At 65.7% G+C, this 25088-nt stretch carries 23 protein-coding genes and 1 tRNA gene; 13 read left to right on the plus strand and 11 right to left on the minus strand.

All coding sequences use genetic code 11. From position 1 onward, the window contains the following. The first annotated feature begins 115 nt into the window (after nt 1–115). A complete protein-coding gene (locus ACWGQ2_RS03595; protein WP_452014395.1) occupies nt 116–937 on the plus strand; it encodes a transporter substrate-binding domain-containing protein in 822 nt (273 codons plus the stop codon). Here ACWGQ2_RS03595 and ACWGQ2_RS03600 read toward each other — a convergent pair. Genes ACWGQ2_RS03600 through ACWGQ2_RS03610 form a run of 3 tightly spaced genes read right to left on the minus strand, consistent with a single transcriptional unit; the run spans nt 934 to nt 5494 of the window. Next, complete coding sequence (locus tag ACWGQ2_RS03600; protein WP_452014397.1) at nt 934–1545, minus strand: isochorismatase family protein; 612 nt, start codon at nt 1543–1545, stop codon at nt 934–936. The genes ACWGQ2_RS03595 and ACWGQ2_RS03600 overlap by 4 nt on opposite strands. Further along, nucleotides 1542–3416 carry a hydantoinase B/oxoprolinase family protein gene (locus ACWGQ2_RS03605; protein WP_452014399.1) on the minus strand — a complete coding sequence of 625 codons (1875 nt, stop codon included), beginning with the start codon at nt 3414–3416 and terminating at the stop codon, nt 1542–1544. Before ACWGQ2_RS03605 ends, ACWGQ2_RS03600 begins: the two co-directional genes overlap by 4 nt. A 5-nt stretch (nt 3417–3421) precedes the next feature. Then, nucleotides 3422–5494: a hydantoinase/oxoprolinase family protein gene (locus ACWGQ2_RS03610; protein WP_452014401.1), complete on the minus strand. Its 2073-nt coding sequence runs from the start codon at nt 5492–5494 to the stop codon at nt 3422–3424. A gap of 245 nt (nt 5495–5739) precedes the next feature. Here ACWGQ2_RS03610 and ACWGQ2_RS03615 point away from each other — a divergent pair, with 245 nt between their 5' ends. The 3 genes from ACWGQ2_RS03615 to ACWGQ2_RS03625 are packed head-to-tail and all read left to right on the plus strand — an operon-like array spanning nt 5740 to nt 8586. Then, nucleotides 5740–6948, plus strand: coding sequence for a CaiB/BaiF CoA transferase family protein (locus tag ACWGQ2_RS03615; RefSeq protein ID WP_452014403.1), 1209 nt, complete (start codon nt 5740–5742; stop codon nt 6946–6948). Further along, entirely contained in the window at nt 6945–7907 is a 963-nt protein-coding gene (locus ACWGQ2_RS03620) for a hydroxymethylglutaryl-CoA lyase (RefSeq protein ID WP_452014405.1), read from the plus strand. The genes ACWGQ2_RS03615 and ACWGQ2_RS03620 overlap by 4 nt, the downstream gene beginning before the upstream one ends. Before the next feature lie 10 nt (nt 7908–7917). Continuing rightward, on the plus strand, nt 7918–8586 hold the full coding sequence (locus ACWGQ2_RS03625; RefSeq protein WP_452014407.1) for a GntR family transcriptional regulator: 669 nt from the start codon (nt 7918–7920) through the stop codon (nt 8584–8586). Here the strand turns inward: ACWGQ2_RS03625 and ACWGQ2_RS03630 are convergent. Continuing rightward, complete coding sequence (locus tag ACWGQ2_RS03630) at nt 8583–9491, minus strand: hypothetical protein (protein ID WP_452014409.1); 909 nt, start codon at nt 9489–9491, stop codon at nt 8583–8585. The genes ACWGQ2_RS03625 and ACWGQ2_RS03630 overlap by 4 nt on opposite strands. A 146-nt stretch (nt 9492–9637) precedes the next feature. Next, nucleotides 9638–10429, minus strand: coding sequence for an IclR family transcriptional regulator domain-containing protein (locus tag ACWGQ2_RS03635; protein WP_452014411.1), 792 nt, complete (start codon nt 10427–10429; stop codon nt 9638–9640). A gap of 153 nt (nt 10430–10582) precedes the next feature. Between ACWGQ2_RS03635 and ACWGQ2_RS03640 the strand changes: the two genes are divergently transcribed. From ACWGQ2_RS03640 to ACWGQ2_RS03665, 6 genes are read left to right on the plus strand one after another with little or no spacing between them, the layout of a single operon-like run. Beyond that, nucleotides 10583–11779 carry a CaiB/BaiF CoA transferase family protein gene (locus ACWGQ2_RS03640; protein ID WP_452014413.1) on the plus strand — a complete coding sequence of 399 codons (1197 nt, stop codon included), beginning with the start codon at nt 10583–10585 and terminating at the stop codon, nt 11777–11779. Next, complete coding sequence (locus ACWGQ2_RS03645) at nt 11776–12585, plus strand: citryl-CoA lyase (RefSeq protein ID WP_452014415.1); 810 nt, start codon at nt 11776–11778, stop codon at nt 12583–12585. Before ACWGQ2_RS03640 ends, ACWGQ2_RS03645 begins: the two co-directional genes overlap by 4 nt. Before the next feature lie 25 nt (nt 12586–12610). Then, the gene (locus tag ACWGQ2_RS03650; RefSeq protein WP_452014417.1) at nt 12611–13555 is read left to right on the plus strand and encodes a DODA-type extradiol aromatic ring-opening family dioxygenase; all 945 of its coding nucleotides are present in this window, start codon (nt 12611–12613) and stop codon (nt 13553–13555) included. Further along, nucleotides 13552–13917 (plus strand): hypothetical protein, encoded by a 366-nt coding sequence (locus tag ACWGQ2_RS03655; protein WP_452014419.1) that lies wholly within the window; start codon nt 13552–13554, stop codon nt 13915–13917. Before ACWGQ2_RS03650 ends, ACWGQ2_RS03655 begins: the two co-directional genes overlap by 4 nt. 26 nt (nt 13918–13943) lie before the next feature. Further along, the gene (locus ACWGQ2_RS03660) at nt 13944–14489 is read left to right on the plus strand and encodes a DoxX family membrane protein (protein ID WP_452014421.1); all 546 of its coding nucleotides are present in this window, start codon (nt 13944–13946) and stop codon (nt 14487–14489) included. Nucleotides 14490–14540: 51 nt separating this feature from the next. Beyond that, nucleotides 14541–15989: an amidohydrolase family protein gene (locus ACWGQ2_RS03665; protein ID WP_452014423.1), complete on the plus strand. Its 1449-nt coding sequence runs from the start codon at nt 14541–14543 to the stop codon at nt 15987–15989. A 198-nt stretch (nt 15990–16187) separates the two neighbouring features. Here the strand turns inward: ACWGQ2_RS03665 and ACWGQ2_RS03670 are convergent, their stop codons facing one another. After that, nucleotides 16188–16550, minus strand: a complete 363-nt coding sequence (locus ACWGQ2_RS03670; RefSeq protein WP_452014425.1) for an SdpI family protein — start codon at nt 16548–16550, stop codon at nt 16188–16190. Between the two features lie 139 nt (nt 16551–16689). Further along, a complete protein-coding gene (locus ACWGQ2_RS03675) occupies nt 16690–17202 on the minus strand; it encodes a TetR-like C-terminal domain-containing protein (protein ID WP_452014426.1) in 513 nt (170 codons plus the stop codon). A gap of 225 nt (nt 17203–17427) precedes the next feature. Here ACWGQ2_RS03675 and ACWGQ2_RS03680 point away from each other — a divergent pair, with 225 nt between their 5' ends. Further along, a complete protein-coding gene (locus ACWGQ2_RS03680; protein WP_452014427.1) occupies nt 17428–18399 on the plus strand; it encodes a DUF5692 family protein in 972 nt (323 codons plus the stop codon). 109 nt (nt 18400–18508) lie between these two features. Here ACWGQ2_RS03680 and ACWGQ2_RS03685 read toward each other — a convergent pair whose 3' ends face one another. From ACWGQ2_RS03685 to ACWGQ2_RS03700, 4 genes are all read right to left on the minus strand, one after another. Beyond that, nucleotides 18509–19684 carry an MFS transporter gene (locus ACWGQ2_RS03685; RefSeq protein WP_452014429.1) on the minus strand — a complete coding sequence of 392 codons (1176 nt, stop codon included), beginning with the start codon at nt 19682–19684 and terminating at the stop codon, nt 18509–18511. Nucleotides 19685–19911: 227 nt separating this feature from the next. Next, a complete protein-coding gene (locus tag ACWGQ2_RS03690; protein ID WP_452014431.1) occupies nt 19912–21135 on the minus strand; it encodes a GDSL-type esterase/lipase family protein in 1224 nt (407 codons plus the stop codon). A gap of 335 nt (nt 21136–21470) precedes the next feature. Next, a tRNA-Thr gene (locus tag ACWGQ2_RS03695) sits at nt 21471–21547 on the minus strand. Nucleotides 21548–21695: 148 nt separating this feature from the next. Then, a complete protein-coding gene (locus ACWGQ2_RS03700; RefSeq protein ID WP_452014433.1) occupies nt 21696–22574 on the minus strand; it encodes a DsbA family protein in 879 nt (292 codons plus the stop codon). A gap of 164 nt (nt 22575–22738) precedes the next feature. Between ACWGQ2_RS03700 and ACWGQ2_RS03705 the strand changes: the two genes are divergently transcribed. Both ACWGQ2_RS03705 and otsB read left to right on the plus strand, forming a co-directional pair. Continuing rightward, nucleotides 22739–24205 carry an alpha,alpha-trehalose-phosphate synthase (UDP-forming) gene (locus tag ACWGQ2_RS03705; protein WP_452014435.1) on the plus strand — a complete coding sequence of 489 codons (1467 nt, stop codon included), beginning with the start codon at nt 22739–22741 and terminating at the stop codon, nt 24203–24205. 5 nt (nt 24206–24210) lie between these two features. Further along, on the plus strand, nt 24211–24978 hold the full coding sequence (gene otsB / locus ACWGQ2_RS03710) for a trehalose-phosphatase (RefSeq protein ID WP_452014514.1): 768 nt from the start codon (nt 24211–24213) through the stop codon (nt 24976–24978). Nucleotides 24979–25088 lie beyond the last annotated feature (110 nt).

The following is a 25088-nucleotide window of genomic DNA, read 5'->3' on the forward strand; positions in this document are numbered from 1 at the left end:
GCATCACCCCCGTTACATGCCCCTGACTAGGGCAGACGCACCCATAGGGCTCCTGCTAGGTCTGGCGGGACGGAGATTTCACCACACTCCGCCCCCACAAGAGAAGGAGCACTACATGAAGTACCGCCTGCTGCCCGTTTTCGCCGCAGCCGCCCTGCTGGCCACCGGATGCACGGCCTCCGCCACCGAGACCCCAGCCTCCGCTGAGGACTCCGGCACCGAGTCCCGGCTGGCTGCCGTCACTGAGCGCGGCTCCCTGAAGGTCTGCACCACGGGTGACTACCGGCCCTTCACCTATCTGGACCCGGACACCGGCGAATGGAGCGGAATCGACATCTCGATGGCCCGGGACCTCGCGGCGCGGCTCGACGTCGACGTCGAGTTTGTGCAGACCACGTGGAAGGACCTGATGCCCGACTTCCTGGCCGGATGTGACATCGGCGTGGGCGGCGTGTCAATTTCCCTGGCGCGCGCCCAGCAGGCGTTCTACACCGATCCCGTCCTGGACGACGGCAAGACCCCGATCACCCTCTGCGGCAAGGAAGAGCTCTACGACACCGTGGAGGAAATCAATACCCCGGGCGTCCGGTCCATCACCCCGATCGGAGGCACGAACGAGATCTTCGCCGATGAAAACTACCCCGACGGCGAGATTATCCGCTTTGAAGACAACAACACGATCTTCGACGAGATCGTCGCCGGCAGGGCAGACGTGATGACCACCGACGCCGCCGAGGTGAAGTGGGTTGCCAACGAGTATCCCGAGCTCTGTGCCGTGGACCCGGACAACCCGTTCAACTTCTCCCAGAAGGCCTACCTGCTGCCGCTTGGGGACACGGTGTTCCAGGAATACGTCAACCAGTGGCTGAACCTCGCCGAAAATGACGGAACGTACGACGCCGCCAAGGAACCGTGGTGGGGCGCAGCCGAGGGCTAGGACCCGGATTGGCCGAAGTAGTCCAGCACCGCAGGGCTCTGCCAGATCTCGGCGTACTTCGCCTGCAGATCATAGAGTGAGCCGCCGTGCACGGTTTCATCCCGGTCTCCGACGGCGTCAGCCACCACGATCGGGATGAAACCGTGCTGCGTCGCGTCCACAGCGCTGGCCCGAATGCACCCGCTGGTGCTGGTGCCCACGATCACCACCGTGTCCACGCCCCGCGTGTGCAGCACCTGGGCCAGGTCCGTACCGAAGAACGCGCTGGCGTACTGCTTCACCAGCACAGTTTCCCCGTCCAGCGGCGCTACCTCCGGCATGATCCGGCCCAGTTCGCTGTCCCCGATCAGCAGCCGCAGCGCGGGGATCTTGTGGAGAAAGACCCCGCCGTCCGCGCCGTCGGGCCCGTAGCTGACCCGGGTGTGCAGCACCGGAACACCATTGGCACGCGCCGAACCCATAACCTGGGCGGCGGTGTCCAGGAACTGCTTCTCCGGCAGGCACAGCGGACTCTGGGGATCAAAGTACGCCTGCATCAGGTCTACCGAGAGCAGCACAGGGACAGTTCCGGGAGCCAGGGTGCCGTCGAACCCGTGGGCAAAACTCACGGCATGACCACCGGCGGGGACGGAGCCTTCAGGCCCGTTTCTGCCTCCGCGTTGGCGAGCAGGTCCTCGAGGTTCCCGCCGCGGTTGAACAGCGGGAGCTCTCCGGGCCGGCCTGCCCCCAGCTTCGTGCGCAAGGCAACCGTGGCATCGGCGTCGAGCTCTCCGTTCTCAGAGCAGACCACTCCGTAGGAACGTGCCCCTTCGGCAGTCACCAGGCCCCGCCGCACCTCCTTGCACACCAGCTCCGGATCACGCTCCAGCGGATCTCCCCACCCGCCGCCGCCCCAGGTAACGAAGTGCAGCACATCTCCGGGTTCAACCGAGACGTCATGGACCTTAGAGGGCAGAACAACGGTGGTGCCGTCAGCCTTCTCGATCCACTTCCGGCCGCGGGCACCGGGTTCCCCGCCGCGCACACCCCAGGGATAGGTCAGCCACCGGTCGTCATGAATCGCGATGGTGCCCGGTTCCAGGAAACGGTAGGCGACGTCGACGCCGTTGCCTCCGCGGTGCAGCCCCGCGCCGCCGGTGTCCGGAGTGGTTTCCCAGCGGTCGATCACCAGCGGGTAATAGGACTCCAGGTACTCGCACGGGATGTTGGTGAAGGAGGGCCAGAGCGAGTGGCCGTCCGGCCCGTCTCCTACAGGGCGTCCCGGAATGCCGCCGAAGCCGATGGAGTAGAGCTGGAACCATTCGCCCTTCCGGTCTCCGGAGCTGTAGTTACCGGAATACATAAAGTGCGGCGAGGAGGAGAACCCGGCGCCGTTGAGCAGGTCCGGGTTGGCCTGGCCCAGCAGTCCGCCGAAGAGGTCGAAGAGCCGGCCAATTCCGTGGTTGCGCCCGTTCAGCGCTGCCGGATAGCGGGGTTTCCAGAGCGTGTCTTCAGGGATTTCGACGTCCACCAGCGGATAGAAGCCGTCATTCCAGAGGATCTGCGGGTCCGCGACGGTGATCATGTAGATGCCGAAGAACATCCGGATCAGGTTTTCGTTGATGTAGTAGTTGATCGGCCCCTGCGCCTGCGGACTGCTGCCGGTCAGGTCGATCAATACCTTGTCCCCGGTGCGGGTGATGGTCATCTTCAGTTCGTACGGACCAAAGCCGCGGCCGTCGTCGTCAATGTAGTCCGTGAAAGAGAGCGGTTTGCCTTCTTCGAAGACCATTGAAAGCAGTGTCTTCATGGCCCGGTAGTTCCGGTCCAGCAGGGCGTTCAGCGCAGAGGTGTAGGTATCCACGCCGAAACGCGCGCACATTTCCTGCACCCGGCGGGAGGCGGTGCTGCAGGCTGCGACCAGCCCGTTGAGGTCCGCCCTGTTCCAGTCCGGTTTGCGGACCTGGTTCAGGATGATGCCCAGCGCCGTGTCATCGCGCTCTCCGCGCCGGTAGAGCTTGAACGGCGGGATCACCACGCCTTCTTCGAAGATGGTGCGTGCGTCGGTGGGCATGGACGCCGGGGTCTTGCCGCCGACGTCGGTCATGTGGCCGAACTGTGAGGCCCAGCCGACGATCCTGCCTTCATAGAAGATGGGCATCACCACCAGCCAGTCGTTGGCGTGGCTGATCGCCGCTCCGCAGGAATACGGGTCCGAGGTCATCAGGACGTCGCCCTCTTCGATCGTCCCGTGGAAGTTCTCGAGGAAGTCCGGAATGGAGAGGCCGAACTGGCCCACGATCATCTTGCCGCTGGGGTCCGCGATCAGCGGGAACTCGTCATGCTGTTCCCGGATGCCGGGGCTCAGGGCAGTACGGAAGAGCGTCTCATCCATCTCATAGCGGGCGCTGCGCAGCGCGTTTTCAATCAGGTCGAGGGTAACGACGTCGACGTCCACCGCGCGCAGGGGCTCGGCGGCGGTTTCCACTAGCTGGGCCATGGGGGCTACTCCTTCGAATCTGCGGGGCGGATGAGCAGGCTGCCGTGCTGGTGCACCGCAGCGGTGTGGCCGGGAAGGACCAGCGTGGTGGAGTCCATTTCGGCGATGATGGCCGGGCCGGGCACAATGTTCCCGGCCCGGAGCCGGTTGCGGTCGTACACCACGGCCTCCACCGTCTCGCCGTCCACGAAAATGCTGGTGCGGGTTCGTTCGGCTGCGGCGGGGTCTTCGCCTCCCGCTTCAAGGGTGATGGAGGCAACCTCGGGGTGCGGTCCGTTGACCGTGGCCCTGACAGTGACGAGTTCGTGTTCGTTGTCCAGCAGGAAAGAGAACAGCCGCTGGTGCTCGGCGTCGAACGCGGAACGCAGTGCGGCAAACCCGGCGCCATCCCCTGCGGCAAACGCCGGATAATCCAGCGGCACCGGGATCTCGAAACCCTGGCCGTGGTAGCGGACGTCCGCCGAGTAGCTGACGCTGAGCTCGTTTTCACCCAGGCCGGCGGTGAGCAGAGATTCGCGGGCTGTGGAGGAGAGCTCATCGAGCAGGCCGGCCAGTTCGGCGTCGGTAAAGTCGCTGAACGGCCGCACCAGCGTGCGGGCTGCTTCGTCCCGCAGACTGGTGGTGGCATCCCCGTAGGCGGAGAGCACTCCGGGAGAAGGCGGAATGATTACCGGCCACGCGCCGGTGAGCTTGCCCAGCGCATTGGCGTGCAGCGGTCCGGCGCCGCCGAAGGCCACGAGTGCGAAGTCCCGGGGATCAAAGCCCTGCTGGGTGGAGACGAGTTTTAATGCGCCGAACATGTTCTCGTTGACAATGCGCACAATGCCTTCGGCTGCGCGCTCGACGTCGTTGAGCCCGGTGGCATCGGCAATCGTCTTGACTGCAGCGGCGGCGGCCTCGGTGTCCAGACCGATCTCGCCGCCAGCCAGTTCCTCAGGCAGGTAGCCCAGCACCACGTTCGCGTCCGTCACTGTGGGTGCGGTCCCACCGCGCCCGTACGACGCCGGCCCGGGGGCGGCTCCGGCGGACTGCGGCCCTACCCGCAGTGCCTGGGTCAGCGGCGGCACGTGGGCGATCGATCCGCCGCCGGCGCCGACGGTGCGGACGTCAACGGAGGTGGCGCGGACAGTCAGGTCACCCACTGTGGTCTCCCGTCCGATCCGCGGCTGCAGGTTCTGCACCAGTGCCACGTCCGTTGAGGTGCCGCCCATGTCGAAAGTCAGGAAATCGGTGTAGCCAGCCTGTTCAGCCGCCCAGGCCGCACCTGTAACACCGCCCGCCGGTCCGGAGAGCAGCAGCGACACGGGGTTGTCAGCCGCAACGGCACCGGAGACCAGGCCGCCGTCGCTGCGCAGGATCGAAAGCTGGGCATCCATGCCGGCGCCGGCCAGCTGCTCGTCGAGGCTGCGGACATACCCGGAAACCTGGCCCTGCACGTAGGCGTTGGCCACGGTGGTGATGGCGCGTTCGTACTCGCGCAGCTCAGGCAGCACTACTGATGAACGTGAGACCGGGATGCCGGGCAGTTCCTCCGCGGCTATTTCTGCGATCCGTGCCTCGTGGCCGCCGTTGGCATACGCGTTGATCAGGCAGATGCTCAGGGCCTCGATCCCGTTGTTCCGCAGCCTGGCGAGCTGGCGGCGCACGTCGTCTTCATCCAGCGGGGTAAGCACCTCCCCCGTGGTCGAAACCCGTTCGCTCACCTCAACGGTGTCCTCCAGGTCCGCAAGGGGTTCCGGCTTGGGCCAGATGATCCAGCCGGCCAGGCCTCCGGGAACAAAGGACCGGGCAATCTGCAGCACCTGCCGGAAGCCGCGGGTGGTTACCAGCCCAACCCGGGCACCTTTCTGTTCCAGGATCGCGTTGGTGGCCACCGTGGTGCCGTGCAGTACGTCCTTGACCTCGGAGGGATCAACACCTGCCGCTGCGCAAACCTGCTGGATTCCGTACAGCACACCCACCGACTGGTCCTGCGGGGTGGAGGAGGTTTTGTACCGGTGTGTCTGTCCGGTGTCTTCATTCACCAGCAATATGTCCGTGAATGTGCCGCCAACATCCACGCCTAGCCGAAACGCCATCAGTTCTCCTTGGGGTGGTGCCGCGGGGTCCCGATCAGGGTGCGGCGGAAGGAATCCGAGCCGGGGAATGCGCCCGATGTTGCCTGCGTCACATTCGTGGCATCAGGCTAGGGGTGCACTTTGGGACTGTCAAGAGATTGCATACAAGTAGTCCGCGCTGAACAAAACGCTCCTTGACAGCGTCCGGGACAGCTGCAAAGTTGTATGCAGATTGGCCACTGCAGTCCAGCTCAGGAGGAGCACCCATGTCAGCAGAGACGAAACCGGGCGGCCCGCTGGCGGGCATTCGGGTTGTAGAGATGGGACAGCTGCTGGCCGGACCGTTCTGCGGGCAACTTCTGGGCGACATGGGCGCCGACGTGGTCAAGATCGAGGACCCCGAGCGGGGGGACCCAATGCGGCAGTGGGGGCGGCAGCTGCCGGAAGGTGTATCGCTCTGGTTCTCCGTGGTGGGCCGGAACAAGCGGTCGGTGACGCTGAACCTCCGCGAGAAGGAAGGGCAGGATCTGGCCCGCCGGCTTATTGCGGACGCCGACGTCGTCATTGAGAACTTCCGTCCCGGCACCATGGAACGCTGGGGGCTGGGATTCGAAGACCTCCGCCGGGAGAACCCTGGACTGGTGATGGTCCGGGTATCGGGATTCGGGCAGGACGGGCCCTACTCACAGCGCGCCGGGTACGGTGCCATCGGCGAGGCCATGGGCGGACTGCGCTACGTGGTCGGTGACCCTTCGACGCCGCCGTCCCGGGTGGGCATCTCCATCGGAGATACCCTGGCCGCCATGTTCGCCACCATCGGAGCCCTGGCTGCCCTGCAGGAACGGAACTCCTCCGGCCAGGGACAGGTAGTTGATTCCGCCATCTATGAGGCGGTGCTGGGGGTCATGGAATCCCTGGTTCCGGAATGGCAGGTCACCGGATACCAGCGTGAACGCACCGGTGCCGTGCTTCCCAACGTGGCACCCAGCAACGTTTACCCAACCAGGGACGGGCAGTGGCTGCTGATCGCAGCCAACCAGGACACGGTCTTTTCCCGGCTGGCCAAGGCCATGGGCGCCCCGGATCTGGCCGCTGACCCGCGCTACGCAACCCATGGGGCGCGCGGAGAACGCCAGAGCGAACTCGATGACCTCATAGCCGGCTTCACCTCCGGTCTTGATGCACCGGATCTGGAAGCCCTGCTGGAAGAGCACGGCGTCCCGGCCGGAAGGATCTTCCGGCCGGTGGACATGTTCTCCGATCCGCAGTTCGCAGCCCGGGGGTCGATTACCCAGGTGGAACATCCTTCCCTTGGACCCGTGTCGATGCAGGACGTCTTCCCCAGGCTGAGCCGGACGCGCGGTACGGTCCGCTGGCCCGGCCCGGAGCTGGGCGCCCACACCGAAGAAGTCCTGGCCGGCATTGGTGTCAGCGGGAGCCGGCTGCAGGACCTCCGGGCCCGGGGCGTGGCATGAGCCTGCCGGGGCTCCCCGGCTCGGTCCGGCTGGTGGAAGTCGGGCTCCGCGACGGTCTCCAGTCCGTTCCGGAGCCGCTGGAAACAGCAGCCAAGGTGGAGCTGGTGCAGCTGCTCATTGACGCCGGGGTCCGGGAGATCGAGGCGGTGTCCTTCGCCCATCCCAGAGTCCTGCCGCAGCTCGCCGACGCCGCCGAGGTGATGGCGGCTGTCCCCCGGGTTCCGGGCGTACGCTACCGCGGACTCGCGCCGAACTACCGGGGCGCCGAGCGGGCAGTGGACTGCGGACTGGATGAACTGGTGGTGGTGGTTTCAGCGGACGAGGAGGTTAGCCTGCGCAACCAGCACCTGTCGGTGGACGAGGCGCTGGCCGGTCTGGAGCGCATCGGGGAACTTGCCCGGACCTCCGGCCTCCGCCTGGTGACCGCCGTCGCCTGTTCCTTTTTCGCCCCTGCACGCGGGCCCGTTCCGAGGGAAGAGCGGTTGAGGGTGGTGGATGCTGCCGTCTCCGCCGGTTCGGCCGGCGTCTATCTGGCGGGCACCTCAGGGCAGGAGGGTCCGGGCGAGTTCTACGACGGGATCCGCGAGGTCCGCGAACTGCATCCCGGCCTTGAAGTGGGCGTCCATCTGCATAACCGCAACGGTTTTGCGCCGGCTAATGCGCTGGCGGCGCTGCAGGCCGGCACCGACTGGATCGAGGGCTCCTTCGCCGGGCTGGGCGGGGATCTCTGGTTCCCGGGCGATCCGTCGGTGCTGGGCAATGCGCCCTTTGAGGACCTGGTCCACCTGTGCGACGGGCTGGGTATCCGCACCGGCGTGAACCTGGAACGCTATCTCCTGGCCGCCCGCCGGATCGTGGAGCTCACCGGCCGGGCGTCGGCGTCGTTCGTTTCCCGCGGCGGAACCCGGGCACAGCTCGCTGAAGCCCGCTGGCCGGAACCCGCCTCCGGCAAGGGATAACGTAGTTCGGATGGACCACTACCCCGCTGCTGCGGACCCCGCCGATGAGAGCCCTTACGCCCGCCTGCGTGACCTGATCGCCTCCGGCGAGGTTGCTCCGGGCGCCTGGCTCCGCGAGGCCGCGCTGGCCGAACGGCTGGGCGTTTCGCGGACACCGGTCCGCGAAGCACTGAACCGGCTGGCAGCCGAGGGCATCGTGGAGATCAGCCGGAACAAGGGCGCCCAGGTTGTTTCCTTCACACCCGAGGACGTGGCCGGGCTCTACGACGTGCGGGCCGGCTTTGAACCGCATGCCGCCCTGCTGGCCGTTCCCCTGCTTTCGGATGACGACGTGGAGCGGCTGGCCGGGCTGAACACCGCCATGGAAGCGGCCGCTGAAGCAGGCGACCTGCGGACGCTGGGGGCGCTGAACAACGAATTCCACGGAGTGTTCGTGGAACGCTGCGGCAACCGGCACTTTGCCGTGGCCCTGCAGACCCTGATGCGCCCGGCAGTGGTTGCGCACACCTTCGGCAAGTACAGCCCCGAAGCACTGCGCCGCAGCATGCTCCACCACGCTGAGCTGGTGGCTGCGGCACGGGCCCGTGACGGGGAGTGGGCGGAAGCCGTGATGCGCACCCACATCCTGGCCGCCCGCAACGCCGCGGGCGCGCGGACGGCAGCCGGGCAGCTGCCCTAGTTCCAGATGTTGGGGGCGGCCGCAAAGGGATTGAAGCGGAGCCGTTCAAACATGGCCTGCTGGTCCTCCTGCGCCTCCTTGCGTTCATCCAGGCGCTGGATGACGTAGCGGTAGAGCTTCTCCTGCAGAACCTTTACTTCAATCTCACTGAACGAGCCGTGTGCCAGGTCCCCGATCCGCTGCTCGAGTTCAGGCAGCTGCGCCAGGCCGGAGGCATCAGGTGCCATGGCGATGCCGAAGACAACGTCCAGGAGAACGCTGGCCTTCTCCGCACTGGTCGCAGCGGGATCCGCCTCCACCACCGTGAGGGTCCGTTCAGCTGCCGCCCGCGCCATACCGTAGGCCTGCAGCCGGAGCAGAAAACCTACCAGGGCGGTGCCTGATTCGTAGCCGCTGACCGGGCCGGAGAGCCATTCTTCCAGCGCGTGGCGGCACAGGTCGTCACCGGCAGCAAAGAGGAACTGGGCTGCGTATCCGACGACGTCGCTGCGCAGGCAGCGTTCGGCATGGGTCGTCCCGCGCGGGAATCCGCCCAGGGCTGCGACGGCCATCCGGTGCAGGTCTTCGGCCAGTTCCCGGTCCTCCTCCCGTTTCCGCAGGGAGGCGAACTCATCCCGTTCCGGATCCTCCTGGAGGTACCAGTACAGTTCACGCATCAGGTAAGGCACCCAGGCACTGCCGGGCCCGTACTCCTCCACCGCGAGGAAGAACGCTCCGGTCAGGTACATCGGGTCCCGGGGCCGGCGGTGGTCCCATCCGGCGTCGTAAACGTGGACTGCCACCTCGCGGTCGTGATTGAGCGCAGGAACAGATTCAACAAATTCCCACGCACGTTCACACAGTGCCCGGCCCTCGTCTGTCTCTCCGTACCCGGCGTACACCTTGGCGGCCTGCAGAACGGTCATGATGTACAGCTTTGGCTGCGGTATGCCCTTGGATTCCATAGCGCGGATTGACTGAATAAGATCCGCGGGATCCTGCATCCCTGCCCCATAGTTTTCATTCCCCATCGGGACAGGGTACCGCTGCCTGTGCAGTACCTGCGGGACCGCTACGCCGAGCGGGGTCGCGCCTGCCAGCGGGCCCAGTCAGCACTCGTGTCCGCAGCGGCCTCCTGCAGCAGCGGGAGGTAGTCGCCCAGCAGCTTCTCCACGCTGGTTTCCGCGGCATGCACCGTGACGTTCATGGCGGCAGGCACCTTGCCGGAACCGTCCGGTACGGGAACGGCAACTGAACGCACGCCGGGCGCCAGTTCCTCGTCGGCGAGCGCCCAGCCCTGGCCGCGGACGGCGTCGAGCATGTCCCGCAGCTGGCCTTCCCCGGGCACGGGAGCCGGCGGCAGACCCGAACGGGTATGTTCCTCCAGCGCCTGCCGGGCGGCCTCGAACGGCAGCCCGGCCAGCAGGACTTTGCCCTGGGAAGTGCGCAGGGACGGGAAACGGGTGCCGATCTCCACCCTCAGCGCAATGAGCTTCGGCACCGCCACCCGAGCCACATAGACAATGTCAGACCCGTCCAGCTGGGCCATTGACGAGGACTCCCCGGTTCTGGAAACCAGCCGCTGCAGATGCGGCCGGGCCATGTCCCACAGTCCCAGAGAGCCCACGTAGGCCATCCCCAGTTCAAGGACCCTGGGCGTGAGGCTGAAACGTCCTTCATACGCGTTGACATAGCCAAGCTCCGCCAGAGTGAGCAGGATCCGGCGCGCCGTCGGCCTGGCCAGGGAACTGGCGGCAGCCACTTCGCTGAGGGACATCTCGGTCCCGTCCGGCCCAAAGTGCCGGATCACTTCCAGCCCCCGTGCCAGCGCCTCAATGAAATCCGCACCACGGTCTCCCGCCATGTTCCTATCCCCCAACCTTTCTACGGAACTGACTGTGACCCTTGACACAGTGTCCGTAACCATGGATCCTTTTGCCACCGCCAGATCAGCGGACAGTTGTCCGCCTAGCGGACAGCAAGAGGATAGCCGCCGTTCCAGCAGAAAGGAAGTACCGTGCCCGAATCTCCCCCAGCCGCTTCTCACCTCCCCCTGGACGGGGTGGTGGTAGCGGATTTCTCCCGGGTGCTGGCTGGGCCGTACGCCACCATGCTGCTGGCGGACCTGGGCGCGGAGGTGATCAAGGTGGAGAGTCCGGCCGGGGACGACACCAGGTCCTGGGTCCCGCCGGTCCGGCCCGACGGTGTGTCCACCTACTACACGTCGATCAACCGGAACAAGAGTTCGGTAGTGCTGGATTTCAAGGACGACGCCGATCTCGCAACCGCAAGGGCACTGGCCCGCCGGGCGGATGTCCTGATCGAGAACTTCAAGCCCGGGGGCCTCGCCCGCTTCGGGCTGGACTACCAAACCGTCCGCCAGGCCAATCCCGCCGTCATCTACTGCTCCATCAGCGGTTTTGGCACCCAGGGCGGCGCATCGCTGCCGGGCTACGACCTGATTGTCCAGGCCATGTCCGGGCTGATGAGCCTTACCGGTGACCCGGACGGCCCGCCCTACCGGGCCGGTATCAGTGTGTTCGACGTGATGGCCGGCCTGCATTCCGCCGTCGGCATCCTGGCCGCCCTGCGGCATCGGGACGCCACCGGAACCGGCCAGCTGCTGGAAACCAACCTGATGTCCACCGCCCTCTCCGGGCTGGTAAACCAGACAGCCGCCTATGTTTCCGGCGGCGCGGTGCCGTTCCGGATGGGCAACGCGCACCCCAGCCTCTTCCCCTACGAACCCCTCCCCACCGCCGACGATGACCTGATTGTCGCCGCCGGCAATAACGCCCAGTTCGCCAGGCTCTGCGAAGTCCTTGGCATCCCGGAGGTAGCAGCGGACCCGCGGTTCAAGGAGAATGCCGACCGCACCGAGCGCCGGGAGGAACTCCGCCCGCTGCTGACCGCGCAGCTCACCTCCCACCCGGCGGCGCACTGGTTTGAGCAGCTCAACGCGGCGGGTGTTCCCTGCGGGCCCATCAACACCATTGGGCAGGGCGTTGAGTACGCGCAGGAACTGGGCCTTGAGCCTGTGGTCTACGCAGGTACCGGACAGAACGCGGTGCCGGTGGTGCGCAACCCCGTTACCTATTCCGCTACCCCTCCGCGTTATGACCTGGCGCCCCCGGCGCTGGGCGAGCACACAGAGCAGATCCGTTCCTGGCTCAGTGATGAGCTGTCCGCTGCCGAACCGAAGGAAAACCGATGACCGCGCCTACCGGCCAGGACCTGTTCTTTCCCACCTCTCTTGGCACTTCCAGCCGCACCGAGATCCGGCTGCTGGGCCAGGACCTGGCCGAAGACCTCATGGGCAAGATCAGTTTCGGAGAACTTGCCTTCTGGCTGGTGGCTATGCGCCGTCCCTCCGCTTCTGAACTGAGGGTTTTCGAAGCCGTGCTGGTGGCTCTGGCCGACCACGGATTCACCCCCACCGCCATTGCTGCCCGGCTCACTTACCTCAGCGCCCCGGATTCCCTGCAGGGCGCCCTGGCTGCCGGCCTGCTGGGCGGAGGTTCCCGGTTCCTGGGCGTGACCGAGGACTGTGCCCAGTTCCTGGCGGAGGTCCTGGCGGAGCACCGGGACAACCTGCCCGGCGACGACGCCGGCTGGGATGCAGTGGCGCTGCAGGCCATCCGCTCGCGCCGTGCCGAAGGGCGGCTGGTCCCGGGACTGGGCCACCCCAACCATAAGGACGGCGACCCGCGCACGCCGGTGCTGATCGGAATTGCCGAGGAAGAAGGGCTCCGCGGGCCGCATCTGCGCCTGTTCGAGGCCGTGGGCCGGGTGAGCGGGGAGGCCCTGGGCCGGCAGCTGCCCCTGAACGGTGCTGGGGTCTGCGGTGCCGCACTGGCTGACCTTGGCCTGCCTCCGGAACTGCTGCGCGGCTTTGCACTGCTGGCACGTGCTGCAGGACTGCTCGGACAGCTGGCAGAGGAACGCCGCAACCCGATTGCCAATGACATCTACATGGCCGTGGACCGCAACGCGGGCTACGTCGATCCCGACACCATCTGACACCACACCCGGAAAGGGGAACCCCATGGCCGAGCTCACCGCAGTGCTGGCCAGCACGCACCATCCGTTTTACCTCAAAGCCACGACCGACCACTCCGAAGCGCGCATGCCGCAGGCCGATGAATGGCAGCGGAAAGTCGAGGCCTACCGCCAGACCCTGACGGCCGCGGCACCGGACGTGCTGGTGATGGTCGGAGCCGACCATTTCCACCAGTTCTTCCTGGACAACTACCCCACCTTCCTGATCGGCAAACAGGAAAAGTACGACGCAACGTTCTATAACGAGGAGCGCGAATTCGGCCTGCCCCGCTACCTGCTCGACGGCGACACCGAGCTGTCCGGTTTTATGCACCAGGGACTGATGGATGCAGGATTCGACTTCTCCTTCAGCCACGAACTGAAGATCGACCACTCGATCATCTGCCCGATCATCACAGTCCGTCCCGAGGCGGACCTGCCGATCGTTCCGATCTACACGAACATTTTCGCTCCGCCGCTGCCTTCCCCCAAGCGTTTCTGGGATCTGGGCCGGGCTATCCGCCGCGTCATCGAAGCCTTTCCGTCTGACCGGAAGGTCGCGGCGGTCGGAACCGGCCATCTGTCCCTGGAACTCGGCGGGCCGCGGATGTTCGGTGAACACGGCCCCGATCCCGTTTTTGATGCGCAGGCCATCGAATGGCTCTCCACCGGCAACATTGAGGCGATCCTGGCCAACGTCACCCATGAATCAATGGCCGCAGCCGGGAACGCCACGCACGGGTTTATGGACCTGATCCTGATGATGGGTATTGCTGCCGGGGAAGAAGCGGACTACGTGGACCAGCTGGACCTCTACCACACCCGGGAAATGTTCATGACGTGGTACCCCACGCAGAAGGACCATCTGCTGCAGGCAGCGGTGCGCGCAGCGGCAGCCTCCGGCGCCGTGCTTGGCCCGGTGTACGCGGACCGCGAAGGAGCATCCGCGTGAGCAGGTACTACGTCAACAAGTTCCTTTTCACAGTGGACCGCGATCCGGGCTGGGTGGCCCGCTACAAGTCGGACCCCGCCGCCGCTGTTGCCCGCTGGGAGGAAGAAGTTGGCCAGTGGCTGAACCCGGCAGAACGGACCACCTGGCTGTCCTTCACCGCCGACGAACGGCAGGCGCTGGAGACGTATGACTATGTGTGGCTGTTCGAGAACGGCTGCCATTTCTTCCTGTACCTGACGCTGTTCATCGGTCTGTTCGAGGAGGACTGGACCCGGGACAAAGGCCCGCTGTCCTACCAGCGGGACTGGGCCCGCCGCCTGGAGCACTGGACCGGACGCCCCTACCCGTCCACAGCCCTGTGACGTAACCAAGGAATCCGGAGGAAGCCGTGGACGAAGGACTGCTGCTGCTGCGTCTGCTGATCGGTACCGTCCTGCTGGCACACGCAGCCCAGAAGTCGCTGGGCTGGTTCCAGGGACAGGGCCTGGACGTGATGTCCGGCGTCTTCGAATCCCTGGGCCTGCGTCCTGGCCGGCTGATGGTCATCACAGCATCCGTTACCGAGGCCCTGGCCGGCCTGTTCCTGCTGCTGGGACTTTTCCTTCCGCTCGGGGCGGCTGCTGCTGCCGGAACCATGGCAGTGGCCGGCACCGTGTCCCAGCTGAAGGCCGGGTCTTTCTGGAACGCACGCGGCGGCGGCGAATACCCGTTCGTCCTCGCGGCAGCAGGCGCCGGACTTGCGTTCACCGGTGCCGGCGCGTTCTCTGCCGATGCGCTGCTGGCAGAACGCTTCCCCGCCCTGTCGCCTTTGCTCGGCGGCGCCGCGGCAGGAGCGGCCACCGTCCTGCTCGCGGCGGTCTCCGCACTCGTATTCCTCTTCCTTGTCCGCCGCTGGACCACCCGCCGCAGGACGGCCGAGAGGCCCGCTGCCTGAACCCGCATTTTCGCTTTTCCCGCCCTTTACGACCCCATCCAGGAGCCCAGCATGAACAGCTCGTCCCCCACCCCGCAGGAGAACCAGCCCGTCGTTTTCCGCAACGGCACGGTCCTGACCATGGATGCCACCCGCCGCGTCCTGCAGCACACAGACGTGCTCGTGACCGGTGAAGACATTGCAGCCGTCGGACCGGCACTCGAAGTCCCCGAGGGCACCTTCGAAATCGATGCCGCCGGAGGAATCGTGATGCCCGGCATGGTGGACACGCACCGGCACATGTGGCAGACGGCGATGCGCGGCTACGGCGCGGACTGGACGCTCACGCAGTACTTCGTCTGGTACTACCTGGAACATGGGAAGGCATTCCGTCCGGAAGACATCGCCACCGGCAACGCGCTTTCTGCCTGGGATGCGCTGGACGCCGGGGTGACCACGTCCGTTGACTGGTCCCATGGCCTGAGCACACTGGACCATGCTGAAGCCGCGCTTTCCGCTCTGGAAGAAACCGGCGGGCGATTCGTCTTCGCGCCCGGAAACATCTTTGCCGGACCCTGGGAATGGACGGTCCAGCCGGAGTTCACAGACTTCGTCAAGCGCCGGAACCCGCGCACGGACATGATGAAGTTCCAGCTGGCTTTCGACGTCACCGGTGACCCTGCGTTCCCGGAAAAGGCAGCCTTCGAGGTGGCCCGCGAACTGGACCTGCCGGTCACCACCCACGCCGGCGTCTGGGGTGCCACGAACGACGACGGCGTACGGCTGATGCACGAACACGGCTTTATGGTTCCCGGGACCGTCTACGTCCACGCAGCAACGCTGAGCGAGGATTCCTACCAGCGGATCGCCGCCACCGGGGGTTCGGTGTCCCTCTCCACCGAAAGCGAGCAGAGCTGCGGCCAGGGCTACCCGCCGTCGTGGGTCCTGCGCCGGCACAACATCCCCATGTCCCTGTCCATCGACACCAGTGTCTGGTTCAGCTCCGACCTGTTCACCGCCATGCGGACCACGCTGGGGGCCGACCGCTCTTACGAGCACATGCGAGCCCACGAGCAGGGGGACACCGTCACGCACTCCTCACTTCGTGCCGAGCACGTGGTGGACTGGGCCACCCGCGGCGGTGCGGCAGCGCTGTCCCTGGATCACGCCGTCGGATCCCTGGAACAGGGCAAAAAAGCAGACGTGGTGCTGCTGCGCAACGACCATTCGCCGTCGGCGTTCCCCGTCCTGAACCCCTACGGCCAGGTAGCGCTGCAGGCCGGGCGCGGGGACGTACACACCGTCCTGGTGAATGGCCGGACGGTCAAGTACAACCACCGGCTCATTGGCGTGGACCTCGATGCACTGCGCCGCCGGGTTGAAACCACAGTGGAGCATCTGCAGTCCGAGCTGGGCCCCGAAGCCTGGCAGCAGGATATGAACCCGGATATTCCGGAGACACGCATTCTGGATAACCCGTACATGTACACCGACTACCGGGACAGCTCCACCCACGCTTAAAAAACAGGTGCCGGCCCGGAGCCGGTGATTCCACCCCCATGGAAATCACCGGCTTCGGCCCGGCGCTTGAATTCGCCGCACCTGGTGCAGCGGGTCTGTGCTTTGTTCCACATTGAGAATAGCGAACAATGCCCTTTGCCTGCGGAACGTTTGGACACAAATGGATATCAAAACAATTCGGTGGTCCGGTTTTCAGCGTCACGCCTTCAAGGCGGCCCGGTTCGCGGCCACTCCTGCGGTGATGATGAGCCCGGTGACCAGGGCGTAGCCGCCCAGGGTCAAGACCCCCGTCAGCACGTTATCCGGCTCCCCTGTAACTGCAATTCCGACGCCGGCGCAGGCCAGACCCGCTGCCAGCGCGCCCAGCGCTGCGGTACGCATCCACGGCAGCGCTGCCTCGTGCCCGCGCGTCCACGCTTCATCGGAGGTCATGGTGGCCCGGGTCCGGATCCCGATCGCCTGGTTGCGGCTTAGCTGACCGGCCCCGATGAAGCGGGCCACTGTGCCGAGCACCGCCGCGAGCAGGAACAGCCCGAATGAGCCCTGGACCAGGGCGTTCATGCACCGGCCCCCGGAGCCGTGTTCTGGTTCATCGAAAAGACTCGTTTCTGCAGTGCGGCGTCCCGGCGCCGCCGGGAACGGTCTGGACCTTGCCGGCCATCCTAGTGCCTGCAGCCTCAACGGGACGGAGCCTGCCCGCTCACCGCGGCCGCCTCGTTCCCTGACGCGCGGCCCGTGCGTCGAGCCGGCGGACAGACTCCCGTACGGCGCCGTGCAGCATGATCTCCAGATCACCGACCACCCGGTAGGGATGTTCCACCATGCCGTCGGCGACCCACCGCAGCACCACGGCAAGCACGGCCGACGTGTAAAAGTCCACCACCAGCACCCGGTCCTGCGGGCGCTGCGGTCCGCCGCCGTCCTGATCCATGACTGCTTCAGTGACAGGCCGCATCTGCCGAAACAGGAAACGCTCGAGCCCCGGCAGGCCCACCCCGTTGATTACCCCGAGCGTCGTCGAGCGGTTCCGCCGCATGTACAGCATCAGCCGCACCAGCCCGTCAGCCCACCCCTCCCGCGCCGCGAAGGCACGGACCTTACGGGCCACCTCTGTCTCGAACATCCAGACGGCGAGGTGCTGCACGTCGGGGAAGTGGTAATAGAAGGCCTGCCGTGTCAGTCCACAGTCACGCGTCAGCTCCGTGACCGTCACCCTATCCAGCGGCTCAGTACGCAGACGGGCCTTAAGCGCGGCCGCGAGAGCCGCACGTGCTTCCGCAGAACGCTTTGTCCGAGGGACCTCATCGGCCATGCCTGACGGTAACACCGGACGTTTTTGGACACATCGCCCCCGGTGTCTAATGACCCGCGGCTGGGCCCTTTTTACCTTGGAATTCGAAGGTACACATGCTGCTGACCGCTAAGGAGAGGTCCCAAGATGTTCCTGTTCGAATCCATTCCCTGGTATTCCTGGGCGATGTTCGGCGTCGTCCTGGTTGCCCTTATTGCACTCAACGAGGTGACGCGGCGCTGGAAGTGGGCCGGTCTGGCCTTCTTCGTGGCGCTGCCGATCCTGCTGACCCTGTTCGTGTGGCCAACGACGGCCGGAGACGGGTCTTCCACCGGCACTTGGTTCCACTGGGTAAAGGTGTACTCGGCCATCATCGGGTGTCTGGGCTTTATGCTCATCCGCTACGTCCCGCGCCTCGCGAAGAACCGCTGGATGCTGCTGTTCCCTCCGCTGATCCTCGCGATCAACATCGCAGAGGCCGTCATCCGTGACTTCGAGGTGGCTGGCCTGCAGGGCATGCACGACGGCGTGTTTATGGTCGGCGGCCCATGGAACTACATGAACGCCGCCGCCGGCATCCTGAACCTGCTGACCATCTGCGGCTGGATGGGCATTTTCGTCTCGCGCGACAAGTCGAAAGACATGATCTGGCCGGACATGATGTGGTTCTGGATCATCGCCTACGACCTCTGGAACTTCGCCTACGTCTACAACTGCGTCGGTGACCACGCGTTCTACGCCGGGGCCGCGCTGCTCATCTCCTGCACCATCCCCGCGTTCTTCCTCAAGAAGGGTGCCTGGCTGCAGCACCGCGCCCACACGCTGGCACTGTGGATGATGTTCACCATGGCGGTCCCGACATTCGTGAGCACCTCGCCGTTCGCCGTCGACTCCTCGCACAACCCGACCGCACTGTTCGTTGTCTCTGCCATCTCGCTGGCAGCCAACATCGCCGTCGCGGTCTACCAGGTGTTCACCATCATCAAGCGGCACCGCAACCCGCTGCGCGACGAGCTGTACACCGATCTGCCCCAGTACCAGGAGGTGCGCAATGCGAACCTCCCCGGCAATCCCGCCCTCCCCGGGTCCCCGGGAAGGGACCGTACGGTCACCGTCTGAGAACACGATGCTCCGGCTGCCGCCGGAATGCAGCGGACCATGCGCCGTGGTCGAGCCCCGCCGGCTCGGCCACGGCGCTGCCGTATCCGGACGGCGCCGCCTTGCCGTCCTAGCGCCTGCCGCGGCGCAGGCAAACGATGAGCAGACCCCCTGCAACAGCGGACGTTCCCCCGGCCAGCAGAAGCGCATTCGGGGAAACGCCGTCAACGAGGATCCCGCCGATAACCGCGCCGGCTGCGATGGCCACGTTGAACATGACTACCAGCAGTCCTCCGATCTGCTCGAGGTGGCTGGGCTCGGTGCGCGCACCCCAGGTCTGCAGCGTGGTGGGCACGCCGCCGAAGCCAAGGCCCCACAGCGCTGCGGCGGCGAACAGCCCTGCGGCCGACCCGCCGGTGACCAGCATCAGCAGCATTCCGGCACCCAGGACGGAGGGGAACAGCAGCACCCCCAGCCGCAGCGAGCGGTCGGCCATGGGGCCGGCCGCCAGCGTGCCCAGGAAGTTGGCAACCCCAAAGACGAGCAGCATCAGGGCAATGCCTGCCGGATCAATACCCGAGAGGCTTTCGGCTGCCGGACGGATGTAGGTGAATCCGGCGAAATGGCCGCCGGAGATCAGGAAGGCGGCCAGCATTCCCAGCAGCACAATTCCGGACCGAAGCGTTGAACCCAGGGCGCGGAGCCCGCTGACTGCGCCGGGGGTGATCCGCGGCAGGGTCAGCGCCTGGAGGACCAGTGCCAGCGCTGCTGCGCCGGCTCCGAGCACAAAGACACCCCGCCAGCCCCACACCTCGCCCAGCCACGCACCGAGCGGAACGGCGGCCACAGTTGCGGTCGAGACTCCGGTGTTTACTACGGTCAGCGCCCTGCCCAGGCGGTCGGCGGGCACCAGGTGTGCGGCCACGGCGATTGCCATGGCCCAGAATCCTCCCAAGGCGATCCCCAGCAGCACCCGGGCTGCCAGAAGCACCGGGAGGCTGGGGGCAAGAGCCACAAGGACATTGGAAACTGCCGCGAGCAGCGTGAGACCGAGCATCACCCTGCGGCGGTCGGCATGAGGCAGGACAACAGCGATCATCAGCGCCGTCACCGCGGCGGCTGCGGCCGTCATGGTGACGCTTTGTCCGGCAGCTCCGGCGCTGACGCCGAGGTCCTCGGCCATGCGCGGCAGCAGGCTCGCGGGCAGGAACTCGGCCATAACGATGCCGAAGATTCCCAGCCCCAGGGATACGACCCCGGCCCAATTCGCCTTGGTCCGGGGCGGTGCCTCAGCCGATGCACTCATCGGTTCACCCCCGGCGTTTTCTCCCTGCCGGTTCCGGTGCTGGGTCTAGCGGACATAGCGTTCCTTTCGAATTCTCCGGCCCGGACTGGACCATAGAAAACGCTATGACCGGCTTGGCAGCCCAACCAGATTCCCGTTGATCCCAGGGTCTGGAAGGGCCCCCATTTGATTCCCCCAGAGCCGTGGGGCCGCCCTCCCGGACGGCGCCCCCACGGCAGGGATCTGCCCTATCTGCGGCAGATCTCCTGAAGGTTGACGGCTGATGCCATCGCCGCGTAGCCGGCGTCATTCGGATGAAGGTGGTCCCCCGGATCGAACCGGGCCTGCAGCCTGCTGCGGTCCCGGGAGTCCCGGACCGCGGCGTCGAAATCGATCACCGCGTCGAATTCTCCTGACGTCCGTATCCAGAAGTTCACTGCCTGGCGGTCCTGCTCGCCCTCATCCGTGTAATAGCCGGCGCCCCCATATGGTGTCAGCGTGGCACCTGCCACCCGGATACCGTGGTCGTGTGCCCGTTCAATGAACTGACGGTAGACGGCGATCAGTGAATCCGGGTCCAGCGCTCCGCCGGTCCGGCCTATGTCGTTAATGCCTTCAAGCAGCACAACGGTCCGCACACCGGTCTGGTCAATGACGTCATCCTCGAAACGTGACAGGGCCGAGATGCCCGCCGTGCCCGCGTCCTCCAGCACGCGGTTGCCGCTGATTCCCGAGTTGAGCACACCGCACTGCCGGGCCTCAGGCCTGCGCATCAGCCGGTCAGCAACCTGATCCGGGTAGCGGAGGTTGGCGTCAACGGTGGAGGCATATCCATCAGTGATGGAGTCACCGAAGAAGACCACCGATCCGAGCGCCTTCGTAGCCGTGTCCACCCCTTCCAGGAAGTACCGCGAGGTGTCCAGGGCTTCGTAGGAGTCCGCTGGGCTCGCTGTGGCGTTTCCCTCTGCACGGTACGAGGTAGCCATCCCGAGCGTATGCACGGAAGCGGGACCGGTGGGGCCGGGCAGGTACATGCTGACGGTCAGGTCCGAGTTCCCTTCCACAGAGAGCTGCACCGGATCGGAGACCCACTCGGCACCTGCGGGGATAGTTACTGAAGCAGCGCCGTCGAACGTTACTTCCCGCAGCCTGTCCGGATCCGGGTCCTCATCAGCCGAACCGGGAGAAACGGTGGCAGCGCCAATCACCAGCGGGGTGGTACCAAAATCGTTGCTGATTCGAATACGCAGGCTGTCCCCGCCAACGGACAGGTGAGCCGTCTGGCGCAGAGTGGCGTCGGTGAAACCCGCTCCGGAAACGCTGCCTTCCGGCCCGGCCGGGGTCATCGATGCAGCCCAGCTGCCAACCCAGGGTGTTGACGGAGACGAACCTCCCGCCGCGTTTGGGGATGCCTTGGAGTCAGTGCCCGCTCCTCCACCGGGAACCGTCGTGTTGTTTGTCTGCGATGTCATGGCGGTTCCTGCCGCTGGAACGCTCAGCGCAGCGGCTAGAAGACCGGCGAGGAAGAAACCGGACCGGGTGGCTGGTTGTCTCACGGTGCACTCCTTCGTGCTGGTTTCCGGCTGGCGGGGGCCAGCCGTCCGGTCAAGCTAGCACCGGTATTCCTGAGGCCAATAGAGAAGCGACCACGTCACGGGGCTGACGGCGAAAAAGAACGGGACGGCGGTGAAGTCTCAGGAGGCGGCGTCGGTGATCCAGGGTTCCTTGTTCACGTATCGCGGGCCCCGTTCGCACCACGCAAAAACCCCTCCTGATCGGGCGTTTTACCTGATCAGGAGGGGTTTGGTGGAGCCCCCTGCCGGATTCGAACCGGCGACCCCCTGTTTACAAGACAGGTGCTCTGGCCAACTGAGCTAAGGAGGCGTGGGCCGCAAATGCAGGCCCCGCGCCGTCGTCGTTGCAGTCAACGCACCAAACGACAAGACAGCGCTAGACAAGATTAGCCCAGCATGCCCGCCGGAACGAAACCAGGGATGGTTCTGTCCCGGCGGGCAGCCGGACTACGGCGGAACTAGGAGGAAGCCTCAGCCTTGTTGGCGTCAATGGCGCTCTGCACTGTCTCCACGAAGGCGTTCAGGTCCGCTTCAGCACCGTTGACGTAGACGGTCGGGGTGCCGCCGACCTCAGCCGCGCGGGCCAGAGCATCGGCGTACTTGACGTAGGTGCGGAACCCGTCGTTCTCGATGCAGTCGGCTGCCTCGTTGGCGCCCACGGACTCGGCCATATCCACCAGGCCGGCGTTGTTGACTTCACCGGCAGCGTGCTGGGCGAAGATTGCCTTCATAAAGTCCCAGTAGGACTCCGGGTTCTTGTCGGCTACGCAGGCAGCGGCGTTGGCGCCGCGAGAGGAGTAGTTGGTCGGCGAATTCCGGTCGAGGAAAGCGACGGTGCGGTATTCGAGGGTGACCTCACCCGCGTCGAGCCAGGTCTTGACCTGGTCTGCGTAGGTGGAGGAGAAGTCGGCACAGTGGACGCAATTGATGTCCACATATTCCACAATCTGGATCGGCTCGCCGGGGCCTGCGGCTTCGACGCCGGCCGGCACGGTTTCACCCGCTTCGTTCGTGGTGGTCGCCTCGGGGAGGTTGTTGACGTCAACCTCACCGGTGTCCGCCGGTTCCAGCGACGTAGTGGAGGTCAGAGTGAACCCGCCGTTGATGTTGCCGTTGGCCGGGGCCGGTCCGGCGTCTGGGATTCCGCCGCGGACACTGTTGATAACAATCACAGCGACGATCACAATGACGGCAACGATTCCAGCGACAATGCCCCAGCGTGTCAGCAGCTTGTTACGGCGCTCTTTCTTCAGCTGTGCCTCACGCAGGGCCCGTGCCTTCTCGCGCGCCGCGGCCTGGCGCTCGGCCTTGGTGACCTTGGGATTCCGGTCGGTCATAGTTCCTTCTGTCTCTCAAACGGCCGCAGTTGGGCGGCATCAGGTACTCGGTCTTCAGGGACAACCATAATCCCTGCACCTGAGCGTCAACGCCCGGAGTGGGTACAAAGGTTCCCCCGTTGGATAGAGTGGCGAACAAACAAGTCAACTTAGGAGTGCAAAAGGTGAACGCTGTTGCCGCTGAATCGAAAACTGAGATTTCAACGGACGGGTACGGCGATTACGACTTCATAGTGGTCTCCAACCGCCTGCCCGTGGACCGGGTGGCGGACAACGGAGCAGAGGGCGCAGACAGCTGGCGCCGCTCCCCCGGCGGCCTCGTGACGGCGCTGGCGCCGGTGATGGCGAAGGCCGACGGCGCGTGGGTTGGCTGGCACGGCGCGCCGGACGAAACGCTGGAACCGTTTGACCATGACAACATGCATCTTCGGCCGGTGCCGCTGAGCGCCTCCGAGGTGGAGCTCTACTACGAAGGCTTCTCCAACGCCACACTCTGGCCGCTGTACCACGACGTTATTGCCCCGCCCGAGTTCCACCGAACCTGGTGGGACTCCTACCGCACCGTCAACCGCCGCTTTGCCGAAGCTGCCGCCGAGGTCGCCGCTGAGGGCGCCACCGTGTGGGTGCAGGACTACCAGCTGCAGCTGGTTCCGCAGATGCTGCGCAAGGCCCGCCCGGACCTGAAGATCGGCTTCTTCAACCACATTCCCTTCCCTCCGCTGGAAATCTTCGCGCAGCTGCCGTGGCGGCGTGACATCATCGCCGGCCTGCTGGGAGCGGACCTGATCGGGTTCCAGCGCCCCAGCGACACCGCAAACTTCCTGCGCTGCGTCCGCCGGTTCGCCGGGCATTCAGTGCGCCAGCAGCAGGTTCACATCACCGATGATGAGGGCAACACCTACATTTCCCGGGCTGAGGCCTTCCCAATCTCCATCGACGTGGACCAGATCACCGAACTGGCCAAACGCGAGGACATCATTGAGCGTTCCAAGCAGATCCGCCGCGAACTGGGCAACCCCAAGGTCATCCTGCTCGGCGTCGACCGCCTGGACTACACCAAGGGCATCAGCCACCGGCTGAAGGCCTACGGTGAACTCCTCGAGGACGGCCGGATCAGCGTTGAGGACGCGGCCCTGATCCAGGTGGCCAGCCCCAGCCGCGAGCGCGTGGAACAGTACCGGCTGCTGCGGGAAGAGGTTGAAGGAACCGTAGGCCGCATCAACGGCACCTACGACACCATGTCAAACACCGCCATCCGCTACCTGCACCACTCCTACCCCGTGGAGGAAATGGTTGCCCTGTACCTGGCCTCAGACGTCATGCTCGTCACGGCGCTGCGCGACGGCATGAACCTGGTGGCCAAGGAATATGTTGCCGCCCGGACGGAGAACACCGGCGCACTGGTGCTCAGCGAGTTTGCCGGTGCTGCAGACCAGCTGCGCCAGGCCGTGCTGGTCAATCCGCACGACATTGACCGGCTGAAGGACGCGATTGTCTCCGCCATCCAGATGCAGCCGCGTGAAGCCCAGCGCCGGATGCGCCTGATGCGCCGGCAGGTCCTGCAGAACGACGTCGAGCGCTGGTCCCAGAACTTCCTCAACGCCCTGCGCCTGGAAGGAGAACCCCAGTGATTCCCATGGACCTGCGGTCCGCCCTTGCTACCCTCGCCACGACCGACCACCTGCTGGTCGCCGTCGATTTCGACGGCACCCTCGCGCCGCTGGTGGAACACGCCGACGACGCGCGGCCGCTCCCGGCCGCAGCGGAGGCGCTGCGCGCCCTGGCCGGCGTGCCGGGAACCGCGACGGCGCTGATCTCGGGCCGGGCGCTGGATAGCCTGCGTGCCGTTGCCACACCCGAGCCGGAAACCCTGCTGGTCGGCAGCCACGGCGCCGAGACCTGGACCGGCCCGAACGCAGAACCCCTGCAGCTCACTCCGGAGCAGGCGGACCTGCTGGCCCGCGCCCGCGCGGCCGTCGCCGAAGTGGCCGAAGCCTGCGCCGGCTGCCGCATCGAGGACAAGCCCGCCGGCGTCGTCCTGCATACCCGAAGCGCGTCCGACGACGACGCATCCGCAGCGGTCGCGGCGGCGCGGGCACGGCTGGGCGAGCTGGACGGTGTGCAGGTCACGGACGGCAAGCGGGTCCTGGAAGCCTCCGTTGTCCACGCGAACAAGGGTGAAGGCATCCTCGCGCTGCGCGAGCTGACCGGGGCCACCGCTGTCCTGTTCGCCGGTGACGATGTCACGGACGAGTTGGGCTTCGCCGTGCTGCAGCCGGAGGACGTGGGAATCAAGGTCGGTCCGGGAGAGAGCGCCGCCCGGTTCCGGGTTGAATCACCGGAAGAGTTTGCCGCGGTCTTGGAACATCTGCACGAGCTGCGCCTGGCCGCCGTCGGAAATTAACCTTCCGGCTACCTGTTTTCCTTCTGTCCGCTGGACAGACGTGGCATACTTGCCACCAGTGACCGCTTTCGTGGCGTCCGTCACTTGTTTCTTGCTGTTTCACAACTAAA

The sequence above is a fragment of the Arthrobacter sp. NPDC055585 genome (genome assembly GCF_053619115.1).